Origin of the sequence: Maribacter sp. R77961, assembly GCF_044594925.1 — a bacterium.
Lineage (GTDB): Bacteria > Bacteroidota > Bacteroidia > Flavobacteriales > Flavobacteriaceae > Maribacter.
The window spans coordinates 3,319,754-3,335,236 of the sequence record NZ_CP138991.1 but is presented as its reverse complement, the minus strand read 5'-3'; the positions used below and the strand labels follow the sequence as shown (position 1 = coordinate 3,335,236).

Annotated in this window: 14 protein-coding genes; 3 read left to right on the top strand and 11 right to left on the bottom strand. The window is 37.4% G+C overall.

From position 1 onward, the window contains the following. Positions 1-379: 379 nt before the first annotated feature. The gene (locus tag SJY09_RS14335; protein ID WP_396636383.1) at positions 380-1,474 is read left to right on the top strand and encodes an adenylate/guanylate cyclase domain-containing protein; all 1,095 of its coding nucleotides are present in this window, start codon (positions 380-382) and stop codon (positions 1,472-1,474) included. Positions 1,475-1,683: 209 nt separating this feature from the next. On the opposite strand, the gene SJY09_RS14330 is transcribed toward SJY09_RS14335, so the two are convergent. From SJY09_RS14330 to SJY09_RS14280, 11 genes are all read right to left on the bottom strand, one after another. Further along, positions 1,684-2,601 (bottom strand): alpha/beta fold hydrolase, encoded by a 918-nt coding sequence (locus tag SJY09_RS14330; protein ID WP_396636382.1) that lies wholly within the window; start codon positions 2,599-2,601, stop codon positions 1,684-1,686. Between the two features lie 124 nt (positions 2,602-2,725). Next, complete coding sequence (locus SJY09_RS14325) at positions 2,726-3,412, bottom strand: DUF4386 domain-containing protein (RefSeq protein WP_396636381.1); 687 nt, start codon at positions 3,410-3,412, stop codon at positions 2,726-2,728. A gap of 31 nt (positions 3,413-3,443) precedes the next feature. Beyond that, a complete protein-coding gene (locus SJY09_RS14320; RefSeq protein ID WP_396636380.1) occupies positions 3,444-4,487 on the bottom strand; it encodes a serine hydrolase domain-containing protein in 1,044 nt (347 codons plus the stop codon). A 39-nt stretch (positions 4,488-4,526) separates the two neighbouring features. Then, positions 4,527-5,381 (bottom strand): CPBP family intramembrane glutamic endopeptidase, encoded by an 855-nt coding sequence (locus SJY09_RS14315; protein WP_396636379.1) that lies wholly within the window; start codon positions 5,379-5,381, stop codon positions 4,527-4,529. 149 nt (positions 5,382-5,530) lie between these two features. After that, positions 5,531-6,121: a hypothetical protein gene (locus SJY09_RS14310; RefSeq protein WP_396636378.1), complete on the bottom strand. Its 591-nt coding sequence runs from the start codon at positions 6,119-6,121 to the stop codon at positions 5,531-5,533. Positions 6,122-6,182: 61 nt separating this feature from the next. Next, positions 6,183-6,947, bottom strand: coding sequence for a DUF6090 family protein (locus SJY09_RS14305; protein ID WP_396636377.1), 765 nt, complete (start codon positions 6,945-6,947; stop codon positions 6,183-6,185). 40 nt (positions 6,948-6,987) lie between these two features. Further along, the gene (locus SJY09_RS14300; protein WP_396636376.1) at positions 6,988-7,908 is read right to left on the bottom strand and encodes an NAD(P)-dependent alcohol dehydrogenase; all 921 of its coding nucleotides are present in this window, start codon (positions 7,906-7,908) and stop codon (positions 6,988-6,990) included. Between the two features lie 50 nt (positions 7,909-7,958). Next, positions 7,959-8,516, bottom strand: a complete 558-nt coding sequence (locus tag SJY09_RS14295; protein WP_396636375.1) for a hypothetical protein — start codon at positions 8,514-8,516, stop codon at positions 7,959-7,961. A 145-nt stretch (positions 8,517-8,661) separates the two neighbouring features. Beyond that, positions 8,662-9,771: an acyltransferase family protein gene (locus tag SJY09_RS14290; RefSeq protein ID WP_396638639.1), complete on the bottom strand. Its 1,110-nt coding sequence runs from the start codon at positions 9,769-9,771 to the stop codon at positions 8,662-8,664. Between the two features lie 22 nt (positions 9,772-9,793). Continuing rightward, positions 9,794-10,396, bottom strand: a complete 603-nt coding sequence (locus tag SJY09_RS14285; protein WP_396636374.1) for an ankyrin repeat domain-containing protein — start codon at positions 10,394-10,396, stop codon at positions 9,794-9,796. A gap of 187 nt (positions 10,397-10,583) precedes the next feature. Continuing rightward, positions 10,584-11,240 carry a hypothetical protein gene (locus SJY09_RS14280; protein WP_396636373.1) on the bottom strand — a complete coding sequence of 219 codons (657 nt, stop codon included), beginning with the start codon at positions 11,238-11,240 and terminating at the stop codon, positions 10,584-10,586. Positions 11,241-11,694: 454 nt separating this feature from the next. On the opposite strand from SJY09_RS14280, the gene SJY09_RS14275 reads away from it, so the two are divergent. Together SJY09_RS14275 and SJY09_RS14270 are read left to right on the top strand one after the other, a co-directional pair. Beyond that, positions 11,695-13,734, top strand: coding sequence for a helix-turn-helix domain-containing protein (locus tag SJY09_RS14275; RefSeq protein ID WP_396636372.1), 2,040 nt, complete (start codon positions 11,695-11,697; stop codon positions 13,732-13,734). Positions 13,735-14,141: 407 nt separating this feature from the next. Beyond that, the gene (locus SJY09_RS14270) at positions 14,142-15,383 is read left to right on the top strand and encodes a site-specific integrase (RefSeq protein WP_126593046.1); all 1,242 of its coding nucleotides are present in this window, start codon (positions 14,142-14,144) and stop codon (positions 15,381-15,383) included. Positions 15,384-15,483: the final 100 nt, after the last annotated feature.

Sequence of the window (15,483 nt, the reverse complement as noted above, 5' to 3'; positions counted from 1 at the left end):
TAACCCATAAAAAAAGGAAAAACTATTCTTAGGACCACGCAAATAAAAAGCTTCTAATTTCTTGAAAGCCCTATAAATACAAATGGACAATACCGTCCCGAAGCTTCGGGGGAACCGGTGGCCTCCTGCCTGCCATGTAAGGTTTCGTTCTCCTCTATCTTTGCCTTTCCATGAAGATTGTAGCGAATTACAGGCCCTGTGTTCATGCATAAACCACAAAGGTGAACTGCGCCAGAATAGGTAGGCTATAATCTGTTGAATCGGATTTGGGTATCCTGCCCGCTCCATCATAAAACAGTTCGAGTGCAGTAGTAAAATAATACGACACTCCTATTTGAAAGAATTCCTAAATTGTAATACTAAAAGCAAAACTTTTAATTTGAAACTATCCGCTATTACCAAAAGAAATATCGCTCGCATCATTCCCTTCGGAATTATCTGGCTGGTCTTTGGTGCTCTGTTCCTATGGATAGAAGCCGTGGCAGTCGGCGACCAAGACAATAAGCTAGACACAGCGATTAGACTGGAACCGGATATTGTGATTTTTGCACTAGTGTTGATTACTTTGATAGGCTTGCTCGTTGGCCTGGTAGAATTGGTGTTTGTTAACCGTTTGTTCGAGAGGAAAAGTTTTGCAGTGAAGATTGTCTCAAAGTTTCTCATCTACGCTGCCTTCTTCTTTTTATTGATTTTCGTTAGCTTTCAAATAGCGGCCAGTATGGAACTCGATATCTCTATATTCGATAGACGAGTTTGGGAAAGGTATGTGGACTTCTTTTTTAGCCCAACAAATGCCAGTGCCATGGTACAACTCTCATTCCACTTGCTAGTATCTTTATTATATGCAGAAATAAGCGAGAATCTTGGACAGAATGTCCTGCTCAATTTCTTCACCGGAAAGTACCATAAACCCGTAGCCGAGACCCGTATTTTTATGTTCGCCGATATGAAATCTTCCACAACCATTGCCGAACAGTTGGGCCATATTAAATATTTCGAGTTATTAAAAGCCTACTACTTTGACCTGTCCAATGCTATTGTCAAGAACCACGGTGAGGTCTATCAATATATCGGAGATGAAATCGTAATTTCTTGGAAACTGAAAGCCGGATTCGACAAGAACCATTGCGTTCGGTGCTTTTTCGATATGAAGTCTGACTTATTGAAAAAGAAAAATAACTACTTAAAAAAGTACGGTGTTTTCCCAGACTTTAAAGCGGCATTACATTTTGGGGAAGTAACCACGGGAGAAATCGGAGCTTTGAAAAAGGAGATATTCTTTACAGGGGATGTATTGAATACCACGGCTAGAATCCAAGGGCTATGCAATGAATATAGTGTTGACCTGCTTGTTTCAAAAGCCCTAATTGACCGGTTGGACTTAAATGATGACTATGTCGTTCAGGATTTGGGAAAACCTCAACTCAAGGGGAAAATCGATGCGTTAGATTTGGTTACAATAACATGGAACTGAGGTTCGAATTTTATTTTTTTCTACTTCTCTCATCATTGGAAGATCTTTTATACGAACGGTATTATCTGAATATTGAATGACATAACGAATAATCCAATTTCCTTTTTACCGAACTTTTCTCTCGTTGCCAACCCCAATTATCAAGAATAGTGCCTTCCTTTCTTTCCTTCTCTAAAGTAATTTTTATCTTGTTGCTTTAATAAATATCATTACAAATTATTAATGCCACCTTCGCTTAGTAATACCGAGTCCTCGATTACTTTAAAATCTTTTTCATTTGGTACATGTTTAGAACCTTCCATTAAAACAGTTTTTTCTAAAGAGGAAAATATTTTTGTTGCCCTTTTTATCATCTTTTTGCCCGGAAACATGATGTCTTTTTCAGCGGCGAAAATTGTGATGGGTGTTTTTATGTTTTTCCCTGAATTTTTAGAAATTACTGGTAGTGGTGAGAAATCCATATTGCAGTGTTGAAACGTAGTAGACATATAGCTTAGAGCAAAATCATCATATTCAGAAAAAAGTACGTTCATTACTTTTGTAATGTGCTTTTGGTTATTTGTTTTGATAAACTTTTTTAATGGCAGGAACATTTTGAATACACCTACAAGAGGATTGCCATTTACAATATAGACTGGAGCAATTAAGAAAACCCTTCTAATTGGTGTCTCGTTAAACTCCAGTGCTTTTAAACTAATGAAACCACCAAAAGAAAAACCTACTAGGGTCACATCTTTCAGCCTTAGTTTTATAACGACTTCTATCAGCCATTTTCCATAATCTAAAGATGTCATGTCCAACCTATTCTCTGCACTTTTAGTTGGTTGGGCAAGTACATCTATCGCATAAACACAATATTTTGAAACTAGATTAGGGAAAGAATCCAAAATTTGTGGAGCACAACCTCCTGTGCCGTGAATAAGTACTAATGGAGGGTTTTTAGTGTCGCCAGTAATGATGACATTAGTGACCCCAAACTTTGTTTCTATCAATTTTTCTGAGTATTCAATATTCAGCTCATTTAACTTCTGGTTGTAAAGGGATAAGATTTTTTCTTTTCCTTCTTTTGATTTGAAAAACATGTACTGTTCGTTTTTTGATTGGTAATGATGAATAAATGTATTCATGTATTGTTAGTTGCTTATGAAGCAATTAGTTATGAGTTTCATTTTTTATTTCTATTGATAAGATTTTAATAGGAAGGCTAACAGTAATTAATTATGTACATCTTTGTTGTTTGCCGTTCTGGTTTTACTCATTACTAGGTCTTATTCCAAAAATTAATAAATAACCTATTATCCAAAATTCACCAATGGTTGCAGGTAGCGTAAAAAATCTATTGAAGCTAAAATCAATTCCTGCGTAACGGATTACGGTGCTAATTAGATAACCAATACCACCTAAAACAATAACTCTTCCTAACCAGATAGGCATCCTTTTAGATTTGATGACTATGTAACCCATGGGAAACAGCCAAAGCCCAAAGAAAAGACCACCAATACCCCAAGCATTTGAAATTATATGTTGAAAAACCTCAATAAGTACAACTTTATCTTCCATAACACTTATGTCAGAATTAGCAACACCTATTGCAGAGGCGATTGAAATTGCACTTATCATAATCGCTAAAGCATTCACCATTCCCCATATACCTAAAGTCCAAGCTTCCCATTCATAACTATCTTTAAACAATTTGAAAAACCAAACTGCGGTAAGTGCTTGAGATATTACGATAGCAAACTCTAAGAGCAACCTAATTCTTGCGGTGGATTCTAATTCTACCAAATTCGTTAGCGTTTGTTCGGGGTTACCAGAAACAAATATTTGAGAATGAAAGACCATTAACCCTAAAATCCCTGAAATAGCCATCATTAAATACCACACTCCAGTTATTCTTGCAGTTTTAATCAATTGTTTTTGTTCTGTATTTACGACCATAAATGATTTGATTTTAATTTTAAGGTATTGGTTACTTTCTCTTTTTCAGGATTTTTACAATTCTATTATTAATTTTTTCTGATACGTTCCAAGAGTATCCGCCACTGGTATTTACAAATTGAACAACGACAGCATCAATATCCTTGTGATACTTGGCAATACTGCTGTAACCTGGTAATAATCCTGTATGTTCATATACATAAATTGATGAATAGATAGCTTGTTCCTTATCATTAAGTAAGGAGCCGTCGTTCAACGCCCTCAAGAATATACCCACATCTTGCGCTGTAGCCACCATGGAGCCGGCAGGGCTTACAAAATCATTAGGCTTTAGGTCTGGGTCGTAATCCACGGCATATCCGCTCATTACATCGTCTAAATTCACTTCACTTAGCAAACTGTAGGTGTGGTTGAGCCCGAGGGGCATTAAAATTTCTTTTTTGATAAATTGGTGATGACTATATCCCAATGTTTTATCCAAGATTTCGCCAATCAACAGGTAATTGGTGTTTGAGTACCTGTATTTTTTATCCGGTTTAAAATCGGCAGGAGTATCGAGGACCAAATCGAGCGATTCTTTGGTGTTTTTTGAATAATCGTTTATCCAAAAACCCGGAGAGTCGGTGTAGTTCGGAATACCACTCCGATGTTGCACCATCATTCTCAAGGTAATTTTATCCGCATTTTCAATTCGTCCCACCAATTCCGGAATATAATCAGCGAGCGTTTTGTCTAAAGACAACTGATTGTCATTAACTAATTTTGCTACGGCAACAGCAACATACAACTTGCTAATGCTGGCAATCCGGAATAAAGCTTTTGGGTTGGCAGGAATCTTATTTTTTTGATCCTGCCAGCCAGCGGCATAAAACTCAGGTGGCTTGCCAGCTTGGTCTACATAAACAATCATGCCGTCCAAACCGTATCCAATAGCATCATTGACCTGTTCCTGAACCGTATCAGGTAATGGTGTTAACAGTAATTTTAGCAAAATCCATGGTACAAAGAATAGTGAGCTGATGCTTGCCATAATTAATATGATTTTGAGTATTCGTTTTGATTGTTTCTTTGCCATAACACGGTTGTTTGTTTTTTCATTTTATTGTCTTAAAACCTATAGGTTCTCAACTTTCGCCTTTCGCCAAAAATAGATGGCAAATAGCGTTGTAATAATCGGTAGCATGAGTCCGTATTCATCTATCCATAAAGTAGTGCGGTCATTTGTTATCGTCAACGGCGTGAAAATCTTCTGTATGAATATATTGTGTACGGAATGAAATAGGGCCGCAGGCCACAAGCTATTCGACTTAAAAGTATAGTAGGTCAAAATGACCGAAATTGCCACTATCATTACGGTGAAGGCTGTAATGTGTAGTAACAGGTTTCCACTTCCCTTGTATATCAAAAAGATAATCGGCCAATGCCATATCGCCCAAATTAGGCCACTAATTATAGAAACAGTGCCAAAGGAAAATAGTTTCCGAAGTTCGTAGACGAAGAATCCGCGCCATCCTATTTCCTCACCCAATGTAGAACCGATATTCTTTACAACACCAACAACAGATAAGAGAACGATCATAGTCAATAGTACAAGAGTACTACTGAAACCTTCCATGCCTAATTCTTGCGACCACTCGGTGATAGTTTCCTGATTGAGCACATTTCCGAAACCGAAAACCCAAATCAATACATAGGAAATCATAATATAGGCTACCGGAATCAAATAGGATAGGCGCAAATTTTTCAAACTTTTCAGACCCCATGGAAGACTTGAAATCGGTCTTTTCATCAGCTTCAATGTAATAAAGGCGGATAATGCAGGGCTCATCATTAATGCCCCGACATAGATGCTTGTCGGGTTCAACTTGAGTATTGCGTAATAACAGATAGTACTTAGCAAGGTTAAAATTCCCAAAAACAACAGTATCGTTTTCTGGACTTTTTTCTGGTTTTTTGGTTCGTTACTCATAATAAGTTTATTGGGTGACTACACGTCTATTTACAGTGCTAATTTCATTGTCTTTACCTCTTCGTTTTTCTTGCCAATGGTGCTAAATAGTTGTTCAATAGCTATCCTTTGCCAAATGAATTGATTATCATTCTTAACAGCCCATTCCATTAACTAGACCTGGTACTTTTACTTATTCTCAGCGTTCTAATTCCTAGTGCTACCAGCGATAGTATTAAAATCACGAAATAGAGTGTCGTGATCGTACTCTTAAGAAGACTGAAACTACTGGTTATTGTTACAGTACTAGGGTCTATTTCGGGATAGCTGTTGAGTATAGCAATGATTCCTATATTTTCGGCGTAATCCATCGCTCCGGCTAATAAAGGCAAAAGACAGAGATATGCCAACACCGTTTTTAGTTTGTCGAGTTTGTTCAGAAAATAGGCAAGTACTAAGCAATAACTTATTCCAAATAAAAGTGGATAAACCATATCCACAGGTATTTGATTGCTTAAATAAGTCTTACGTCCAATTTCTCCGAGTGTGTTGCATAGTTGGTCGACATAATTGAAGTCATATCCCATTGGTAGCATATCAAGCAATTTCATTCCATTTGAAAATTCCATTGTTTTGGGAATAGTAACAGTAAGCATGAATGCATATACTACATTGGTAATTATGAAAAGTGATACTACTTTTTTACCTGTAATATTTCTCTGAAAAAATTCGGTTATTTGTTTTGTTTTTTTCTTTGTCATGATTTCATTTGATGTTTTTCGGGAACAATGCGCAACATTTTGAGATTAGTACAGAAAACATTCACTTATTGGTAATTGCATCTATTTCTTCAATGACGCTTTGTCCAAGCACGCCTAGTTTATTGTATTGGTAAATCATACTATCAAATTGAAAGGCGGCCAAGCTAATAACGTTTCGGTAGGGTGCGGAACCCGTGTATTGCCTAAAAGCGTCGTCAAACTCAACTGGCGATGTTGCCATTCCATTTAAAACATCCTGTGGCACAAAGGTTTTGGCTAAAACTAACGATATATCAATCTGAGTAGAAATGTAGGACTCTTGATTCACCATATAATCATTGTAACTTTTCTCGTTTTCAGCAATGGCGTCCAATAAATAATGGTACTGAGTCAATAGGGAGTCCAAAGGTGTATTGTTGATTTTTCCAAAATATTCCGAGTTTTTCAATGCTTCATATCCCCCCGTATTGGGTTTAAAATAATAGTCTGCAAAAGCGTAACCACTTGCCATAAACAATTCAAGGTTTTCATCTTCCGTTTTATTTAAAATGCTATTACGCGCTTGTTTGCAATACCCAGAGATCTGTGCTCTTCCTTTGCTTATCTCCTCTAATTTCTTCAAGTCTTCTTTTGTATGGGACTTAATTTTTACTAAATACTCCTTTAAGGCATTATCATCTTTTCGGACCTGGTTCCAATTGTCAATTTGCAAGGCGATTAATATTCCGATAACAACCAGAACAATTTCCCCTGCAGCATACAGCAGATAATGTTTAGTCTTATTTTCTCCCAAAAGTTCAAACCGTATTTTTCTGAAGATTTTCATGGTGCTATTTATTAATCGAATATTGAACGAAATATTCTTGTTATTGTATGATATCAACGACTACGTTTCCCTTTTTTCGTCCTGAATCAACATATTCATGTGCCTTTACAATGTCATTTAGCGCAAAGGTTCTGTCAATAAATGGTTTTAAATTTCCCTTTTCTGCAAGTTCCTTTATCTGTTCTAGATGTTCACTTTTCTCTTTTGTCAACATTTTTACGGAAACGAAAGTTCCTTTGGCATTCAAGACTTTTCTCGCCTTTGTTTTGGTGGTCTTGCCCACGGCATCAAAAACTATGTCGAATTTTTCTTCACACCGTGAATAATCCTCAACTTTATAATCTATTACGTTTTTAGCGCCCAATGATTTTACCATCTCAACATTAGAACCACTACAAACGCCCGTGACTGTCGCCCCATTTAGCTTTGCAAGTTGAACCGCATAACTGCCCACACTTCCGGAAGCTCCATAGATCAACACCTTTTGCCCATTTTTGAGATTTGCTTTTTCAAGAAGGAACATGGCAGTCATAGCTCCTACAGGTAAAGCGGCAGCTTCCCTAAAACTCAAGTTTTCCGGTTTCTTTTCGACAACCCCATGTTTCCATTTTTGCGGCAGGCAGATATATTCTGCATAAGAACCGGTTTGGAGCATAGTGGTAGTGCCAAAGACAGCGTCTCCCACCTTAAATTCTATGACGTTTTTTCCGATGGCTTCTACGACACCAGCCAACTCGTGCCCTAAAATTTTCTTCTTTGGTTTGAACAGACCAAATAGCAGCCTTGCCGGAAGCCAGAACAACGGCGGAAAATCTGAACTCCGCAACCGCACATCGCCCGACGTGACCGTTGCCGCATGAATTTTTACGAGCATCTCATTATCTCTCGGCTTCGGTTTTTCCAATTCCGTAACTTCAAGGACATTTGGCGGACCATATTTTTTGTAGACTGCTGCTTTCATATTTATTGTTTTTCATATCTCGAATTAAGGCTGACTTTTTTTATAGAGACCTACTTAGGTTTTGAATATTCAATTAATTCCTCTACGTATAGAAAATCACCTTGATTCTGAGTGAGCTTTATGAAGTTTTTTACAGCAGGGGCATACAACCAAACCTCTTCTTCATTTGCGCTATATCCTCTGGAATTTGTCGTTTTACCGGTGTATTTAATGGTGTAAGCCATGAATGTTCCAGCTTCTACTGTTTCTTCTTGGTATGCTAATATCTCAGCATCTTGACTTTGGTTTCCCGTTGTTCCATCTTGACTTGTCCAATTGTTTTCATATTTCCACTTTTTACCCACTTCCAGAGGCCAGTCATACTTGGGTGTTTCTCTTTCCTCCGGCTTCACAATGTCAGTAATTGGAATGGTATCCTTTCCGATTGTCATGCCTAAAACTCCATTAATACTGACTATTTCTCTAGTATCTGTTCCATCCGAGCGCACTTCTCCTTCCGTTGTTACACCTTTATATTTCCATACCCATTTTTCGCCAACTTGATAATCAGTTAAAGTTGGTTGTTGGGTGATACCAGATTTTTTAGAGGTGTTACAAGCACTAAGCATTACTATTGAGCAAAATATTGCAATTTGAATTTTCATGTTAAATTATATTTTAAATGTATTTACTTCTCTTTAACGCCGTTTTTCCGCTTGTTCGGTGCGTTCTTTAATAAATTTTAACTCAAGTTTTAACTAAAGCCAAGAATTTTTATTCCTTGTATTCACAATTCAGATTCGAAGTCGAAGTTTTTACTTTTTCAGATTTTTTGGAATTCCATTTCAATCCGAATAATGGCCTTAAAAAACCAATCCTTCTAAGAACAAACTCATGAATGATAAAACAACCCATACCTGTAAAAGCTGTAATACCTATGAACTTCAATAAGATAGGAATTTCCAATGGCAATATGAATAGTGCACCTGTGTACAATACAAACATGTGGATTATATAGACAGGATATGCCGCTTGGCTCAGATAATTAAGGGTTTTACTTGGTCTGTTCAAATACTTATAACCAAGGCCGAAAACCCCAAAAATCCAGCAATTTGATTCGATAGCCGTAAGGTAACCGGGTGCTTCGGTATCGTACATAAAATATCGGACACCGAATAAAAAAGCTGCGAACCCAAGATATAACCATCGCCATTTTAAAACGGTTTGCCAGAAATGTTTGCCGCTATACACAAAAAGATAGCCAAATAAGAAGGCAAGAAGCCCATTAAAAAAGCCATGCCAAGTCTCTGCATATAGGGCGAACAGTTGGGGTTTTACCACTACGGCTTCTACTACAAAAAACAAGGAAATGAACAAAGGCCCGACAGGATTTCCCATAAATGCGGACAAGCCTTTTTTAAACCTTCCGTTCTCATGTTTTTTCAAATAATAAAAAAACGGTAAAAGTAAGAGCACGTAAACGAAAATATTTCCCAAGAACCATAAGTGACCTTGATGGGGAAAGTAACCTAAAGGCATATTATAGTATAGCTGAAAAATAAACATGTGTAAGGTTGTGATTGCAACAATACCGAAGAGGAAAGGCAAGAGAATTCGCTTTGTGCGTTCCAAAAGCAATTGCCTCCAATTTCGTTTGCGCATGGCAAAGTAAAGCCCCATACCCGAGACATAAAACAACAACGGAATTCGCCAGACATTGAGCATGGTCATCGGTTTCCATAAACCTTCTAGGAATTCATCACTCTTGATAAAGCCTATAAACATGGCCCAAGGTTGAAATATAATAGCAATATGATATATTAATAAAAGAGCTATAGCTATTACTCGTAGCCAATCGATATCGTATCTTCTTTCCGTTGTCATTGTATTGTCCATTTTAAATTAATTACTGCAACATCATAGCTATAATCGGACGGGTTTTCTCGATTTCTACCAGGTCAATTTGTAAACCTATCGGCCCCAATTGTTGCTGAAGCATTTCATAAATGGGCTTTATTTCTGCAAATGGCCCCATAACACTTTCCCTTGGTGTCATACCAAAGTTGTTTTTAGCGGTTTTATCGGCTTTGGCATCAATAAGTGACTGTACGACTTCGACCCTACAAAAGAATGCGGCGGTATGCAAAGCAGTAGCCCCGTCATTATTTTTAGTCGTTAAATCCGCACCGGCATCGATAAGGGCTTGCGCAATTTTATGCTTACCAAAGCTCGATGCTGTGATTAGGGGCGTGGCCCCGGTCATGGGGTCTTTCTTGTTCAAATCTGTCCCTGCCGAAATATGCTGATTAACGGCTTCAAGATTGTCCGATAGTATCGCTGCTTGTATATCCATTTCTGGCGCATCAATTACCGACTTGGTTTCGGTACTGGTGGTTACTTCGGTTTTTGATTTACTGCTTGTTTGACCACATGCCGTCGTAAGTAAAAGAAGGCCTAATGACATATATCCCAAGGTTCTTAATGTGTTAATTCTAAATGGTTTATTCATGATTATGTTATTTAATTTTAATAGGCACTCGTGAATCTTTGATTTCATGATTATATTTTTTTGATTATTACTATTATTATTTCTTTAGTAAACTACCTCGGGGCAAGCCCGCGATGCATTCGTAGGAAACGGACTTTTAATTTCGAGGTAAGCCTTGGGGTATTATACCCTTTGGCGGTGCCAATGATTAAAACCAGCTAAAGCCAATTCCTAAACTAAATTGCACCACCTCTCTGTCAATGTTATTATTCAGCTTTACACCACCCAGGAGTAATTTAGATTGAATGTTTAAGGCAAATTTGTTTTTTCTGTACACTTCATAACCTGTGCTTACCATAGCTGCTAACCCTGTATTCCAATCGTCATTTACGTTATCTTCAATATCATATAACGCAGGGCCATCTAAGGCCAAACCGGCACCACCATGTATCCACCATCGGTCTTTTACCCAGTACTGAACAGAAGGTATAATGCCTCCAAAATGCCTGTCGTTATCATTAAGCGTGTAAATCATTCCAGGTGCAGAAACAGTAACGGCTAAGCGGTTATTTAACATATAGCCTAACTTTAATTCAGGAAAAGTGCCGCCGCCTTGGGTATCATCAAAACTTTGATTTCCAGCACTATCTTCTATACTGATTATACCGCCGCCTAGCCCAAATTCGAACATAAAACCGTCTCGGCTAAAGCTATTTTGGGGCTTAGCATTGTTTTGCGCAAATGCTAGTGCAGATATTAAAGCAAAGGCAGCACACGCCACTTTTAACTTAACTTGATTTTTGATTGTTTTACTCATGTCTTTATTATTTAACTTTAATAGGTATTCGTGAATCTTTGATTTCATAATTAAATTTTTAATTGATTGTTCTAATTTTTGTTTTAATAGAGCATATACTTTTATAAGGACCTATTCCTTTTTCTAATCCTATGAAGTATGATTCTTACTGATGGCATTCTTTTGGTATTGTCCAACTGATTCTCTTGTTGTCCTTGAAGTTGGTAAGGCAAGTGAACCTTTTAGATTCCGTTTGCGAGTGATTGATGATTGTTCTCATGACTGTGATTTTTTGATTGCTATTTATTTTGTTATGATTTTTGTTGATACAAAGGTGCTGCAAAGCTTGAAGCACTGCGTATGAGCTATGTAGCGGACTATGTAAAGTTTCGGGATGGTATAAAAACTATGATGCAGGGATATAAATTATGACGCAAACGATACCTTTTGCACAAAACATGTAGCCGTTGACATAGCGGCTATTTCTTTACATTTATCTAACTTAGAGCCAGTAGAAAATAGCATGTCCAACAGATTAACCTTTATCGAACAAGTTGAAGCCATAATTCTGGAGAATTTGGCTAACGAACAGTTTGGGGTGTCCGAATTGGCTAATACCATGCACATGAGCCGGTCCAACCTGCTCCGGAAAATCAAGAAACAGACACAGCTTTCGGCAAGCCAATTTATTCGTCAAATCCGTCTTAAACAAGCAATGGCCCTCCTTAAGGAAGGTTCTTCAACGGTTTCCGAAATTTCGTATCAAGTAGGGTTTGGAAGTATCTCATACTTCATCAAATGTTTTCGGGAACATTACGGACATCCGCCAGGAGAGGTTGGCAAAGGTTCCGTAGAAGTAGAAACCGAAAATATTAAGCCGAACTATTTGAAGATATACCGATGGCCTATTATCGCTGGCACATCCATAGTATTGTTGATTTTTACATATTTTATTTTCAATAAAACTGACGCTGTACAGAAGCTGGGAGTTAAAAAATCCATCGCCGTGTTGCCCTTTAAAAATGAAAGTGCCGATTCTACTAATCTTTATTTTGTGAACGGGTTAATGGAATCCGCTTTGAACAACCTGCAAAAAATAGAAGACTTGCGGGTAATTAGCAGAACTTCGGTAGAGAAGTACAGAAAAACGGATAAGGGTATCCCAGAGATAGCCGAAGAACTAAATGTCAACTATTTGGTAGAAGGTAGTGGTCAACGTGTCGGAGATCAGGTATTGCTCAACGTTCAATTAATTGAAGCTTCATCGGATACACCCATTTGGGTAGAACAGTACAATCAGGAAGTATTAGACGTCTTTGCCTTGCAAAACGATGTGGCGAAGAAAATTGCCGATGCCATTGAGGCGGTCGTAACACCTGCCGAATTGGAGCAAATTGAAAAAAAGCCTACCGAGAATCTGGTGGCCTATGATTACTATCTACAAGCATTAAATTATTCTCGCACAAATGAAGGCTTGGAAAAGGCCATTCCATTATTTGAAAAAGCCGTACAGCAGGATGAACAATTCGCACTCGCCTATGCCAATCTCGCCAAATCTTATTATTATCTCGATATCTTCCAGAAACAGAAACGGTATACCGACCTTATCAACAATTATGCGGACAAGGCACTGCTCTATGATTCAAAGAATGATGTCAGCCTTATATCCAAAGCACTATATTATATGCATACCGAAGAATATCGATTGGCTCTACCTCATTTGGAAAAGGCACTGGAATACAATCCTAATTCGGCCGATGTTGTTCAACTGCTTTCTAGATTGTATTCTACCTACATACCCAATACCGAAAAGTACCTGACAAATGCTCTAAAAGGTGCACAATTGGATGTTGCAGCCAATGATTCACTGGGCCAGAGTTTCATCTATTTGGATTTAAGCAATGCCCTTGCCCAAAGTGGTTTCACCGAAGAGGCCATGAAATACGTAAACAAGTCGCTGGATTACGACCCTAATAACTTATATGTCCCACATTTAAAAGCGTTCATTCAATATGCTGTGGATGAAAATCTGGAACGGCTCAAAACAACCTTAGAAAAAGAGTTCGAAAAGGATAGCACCCGCTTGGATATTTTACAGGATATAGGGAAACTATATTATATCGAGGAAGACTATCAAGGTGCTTTTACCTATTATCAGAAATTCGTAGAAGCTAGAAAAAGGTTCAATTGGAATATTTATCCCCACGAGGATATAAAGATTGGATTGGTCTATCAAAAGATGGGGTTTAAGGAAGAAGCAAACGAATTTTTTGAAGGATATAGTGAATATTTAGAAAGTGACAAATCCATTTACAAGGGCGCAAGCATGGCCGTAAAGTATGGCTATGAGGGAAAAGTGGACCTGGGAATGGAGCAGCTCAAACTTTTCGCATTGCAGGATAATTATCAATATTGGATTTTGTTGTTTTTGGAAAAAGACCCGCTAATCAAATTCATGAAAAGTCATCCTGAATATAAGACGACCGTTCAAAAAATAAAAGACCGATTCTGGAAAAATCAGGCGAAGCTTAGAACTTCTCTAGAGGAAAAGGGACTTATCTAATAGAATCAATCATTTGTATTAATTCATTTACATTAGATGTTACTTTTAAACTATTTAATATTGAAATTAAAGCACCTGTTCAATACGGTACTTTTTCAAAAAACATGCTGTAAAGCGTAAAAAAGTATTAAAATAAATTAATTGGTATCAAATAATAATAAGCTTAATTAAAAACCTGTTTTGCGTGCAAATGAAAAAAGCTTCAAAAGTTAAAAACTCTTGAAGCCCTATGATTATCAGTGGAGAATACCGGATTCGAACCGGTGACCTCTTGCCTGCCAGCAAGGTAACATTTGTATTCAAATGGTTTAATATGGCCTATTTATAGGCTTTTCAAGAATATTTTTGTATATTTAAATACATTTAAAACCATAATAATACAATTTCTGCGTGCAATCTGCGTGCAAATGAAATCTACGGAAATGCCCACATACATTAAACTTTCTTTAGATACTAGGCGTAAAAATACCAAAAAATTCCCTTTAATTTTTCGTTTGACCCATAATCGAAAAACTACAAGCATTGCAACAGGGCATCAATTGGCTATTTCTGAATGGGATCAAAAGAGGCAAAAAATAAAAACTACCTATAAAGGAACGGACTCGCCGTCCCGTCTTAATAATTTGCTTCAGAAAAAAATGGCCCAAATGGTCGACATATTGACCAAGTGGGAAGACAAAGGAAAATTGAAATACATGAGTATTTCGGAACTCCGTAATCATTTGACTCAAAAAAACAACTCTACGACCTTTTATCAATTTACGGAACAACTAATAAAAGGCTTTATTGAATCAAATCGCATCGGGAATGCTAAAATATATCGATTTACTTTGAACGTAATCAAGAATTTTAGAAACGACAAAGATTTTACATTTGATGAGTTGAATTTAGATTTTCTAAATCGCTTTGAAAGATATCATTTGGCGAAGGGCAACAAGTTAGGTGGTCTAAGTGCTTATATGCGCACCATTCGATCCATTAACAACAAAGCTATCAAAGCTGGTATAGCCGACAAAGAGGGATATGCTTTTAATGACTACGTCATACGAAGCGGCAAACCCGAAAAACGAGCATTGACGATAGATGCTATTCGTAAAATTGCGGTATTGGAACTGGACGAAGACACCACTCTTTTCCGTGACAGGAATATTTTTATGATGAGCTTTCTACTCAATGGGATGTCCTTTGTTGATTTAGCACATTTGAAATTATCGAATATCATTGACGGCCGTATCCGATACACTAGACAAAAAACGGATGAACCCTACAATATCAAAATCCATGACGAATTAAAACCCCTTCTTGATTATTTCACAGAAGGAAAAAAGAAATCGGACTACATATTGGACATTGTCAAAGACGATAACCCCATAAAGCAATATGAAAAAATAGTTTGGGCAAGGGAACGCTATAATAAAAACCTCAAAAAAATAGCAAAAAAAGCGGGAATAGAAGAAAAAGTGACAAGCTATGCGGCTCGTCACACCTTCGCGTCAGGAGCGGATGATATGGGAATACCATTAACCGCCATCTCTCAAATGCTCGGACATAAACGTATTGGCACTACCCAAGCATATCTGGCTAATTTGAGAAAAAGCAAAATGGACGAGTACCAAGATGAAATTTTTGGTCAACTATCGGAAAAATAAGTCTATTAAAGTTTCGTAAATCAGGTTAAAATTCCATCAACATACTTCTTGGAACCGTTTTTCGTCCTACCCCAAATCTTACCATAACTTACCTGCGCGT

Bases quoted from the DNA above. Each gene is read 5' to 3' on its own strand.
- SJY09_RS14300 (WP_396636376.1), bottom strand. From the start codon at position 7,908: ATGAAAGCAGCAGTCTACAAAAAATATGGTCCGCCAAATGTCCTTGAA.
- SJY09_RS14280 (WP_396636373.1), bottom strand. From the start codon at position 11,240: ATGAAATCAAAGATTCACGAATACCTATTAAAGTTAAATAATAAAGAC.
- SJY09_RS14290 (WP_396638639.1), bottom strand. From the start codon at position 9,771: ATGACAACGGAAAGAAGATACGATATCGATTGGCTACGAGTAATAGCT.
- SJY09_RS14305 (WP_396636377.1), bottom strand. From the start codon at position 6,947: ATGAAAATCTTCAGAAAAATACGGTTTGAACTTTTGGGAGAAAATAAG.
- SJY09_RS14310 (WP_396636378.1), bottom strand. From the start codon at position 6,121: ATGACAAAGAAAAAAACAAAACAAATAACCGAATTTTTTCAGAGAAAT.
- SJY09_RS14330 (WP_396636382.1), bottom strand. From the start codon at position 2,601: ATGAATACATTTATTCATCATTACCAATCAAAAAACGAACAGTACATG.
- SJY09_RS14325 (WP_396636381.1), bottom strand. From the start codon at position 3,412: ATGGTCGTAAATACAGAACAAAAACAATTGATTAAAACTGCAAGAATA.
- SJY09_RS14275 (WP_396636372.1), top strand. From the start codon at position 11,695: ATGTCCAACAGATTAACCTTTATCGAACAAGTTGAAGCCATAATTCTG.
- SJY09_RS14295 (WP_396636375.1), bottom strand. From the start codon at position 8,516: ATGCTTAGTGCTTGTAACACCTCTAAAAAATCTGGTATCACCCAACAA.
- SJY09_RS14320 (WP_396636380.1), bottom strand. From the start codon at position 4,487: ATGGCAAAGAAACAATCAAAACGAATACTCAAAATCATATTAATTATG.
- SJY09_RS14270 (WP_126593046.1), top strand. From the start codon at position 14,142: ATGAAATCTACGGAAATGCCCACATACATTAAACTTTCTTTAGATACT.
- SJY09_RS14315 (WP_396636379.1), bottom strand. From the start codon at position 5,381: ATGAGTAACGAACCAAAAAACCAGAAAAAAGTCCAGAAAACGATACTG.
- SJY09_RS14285 (WP_396636374.1), bottom strand. From the start codon at position 10,396: ATGAATAAACCATTTAGAATTAACACATTAAGAACCTTGGGATATATG.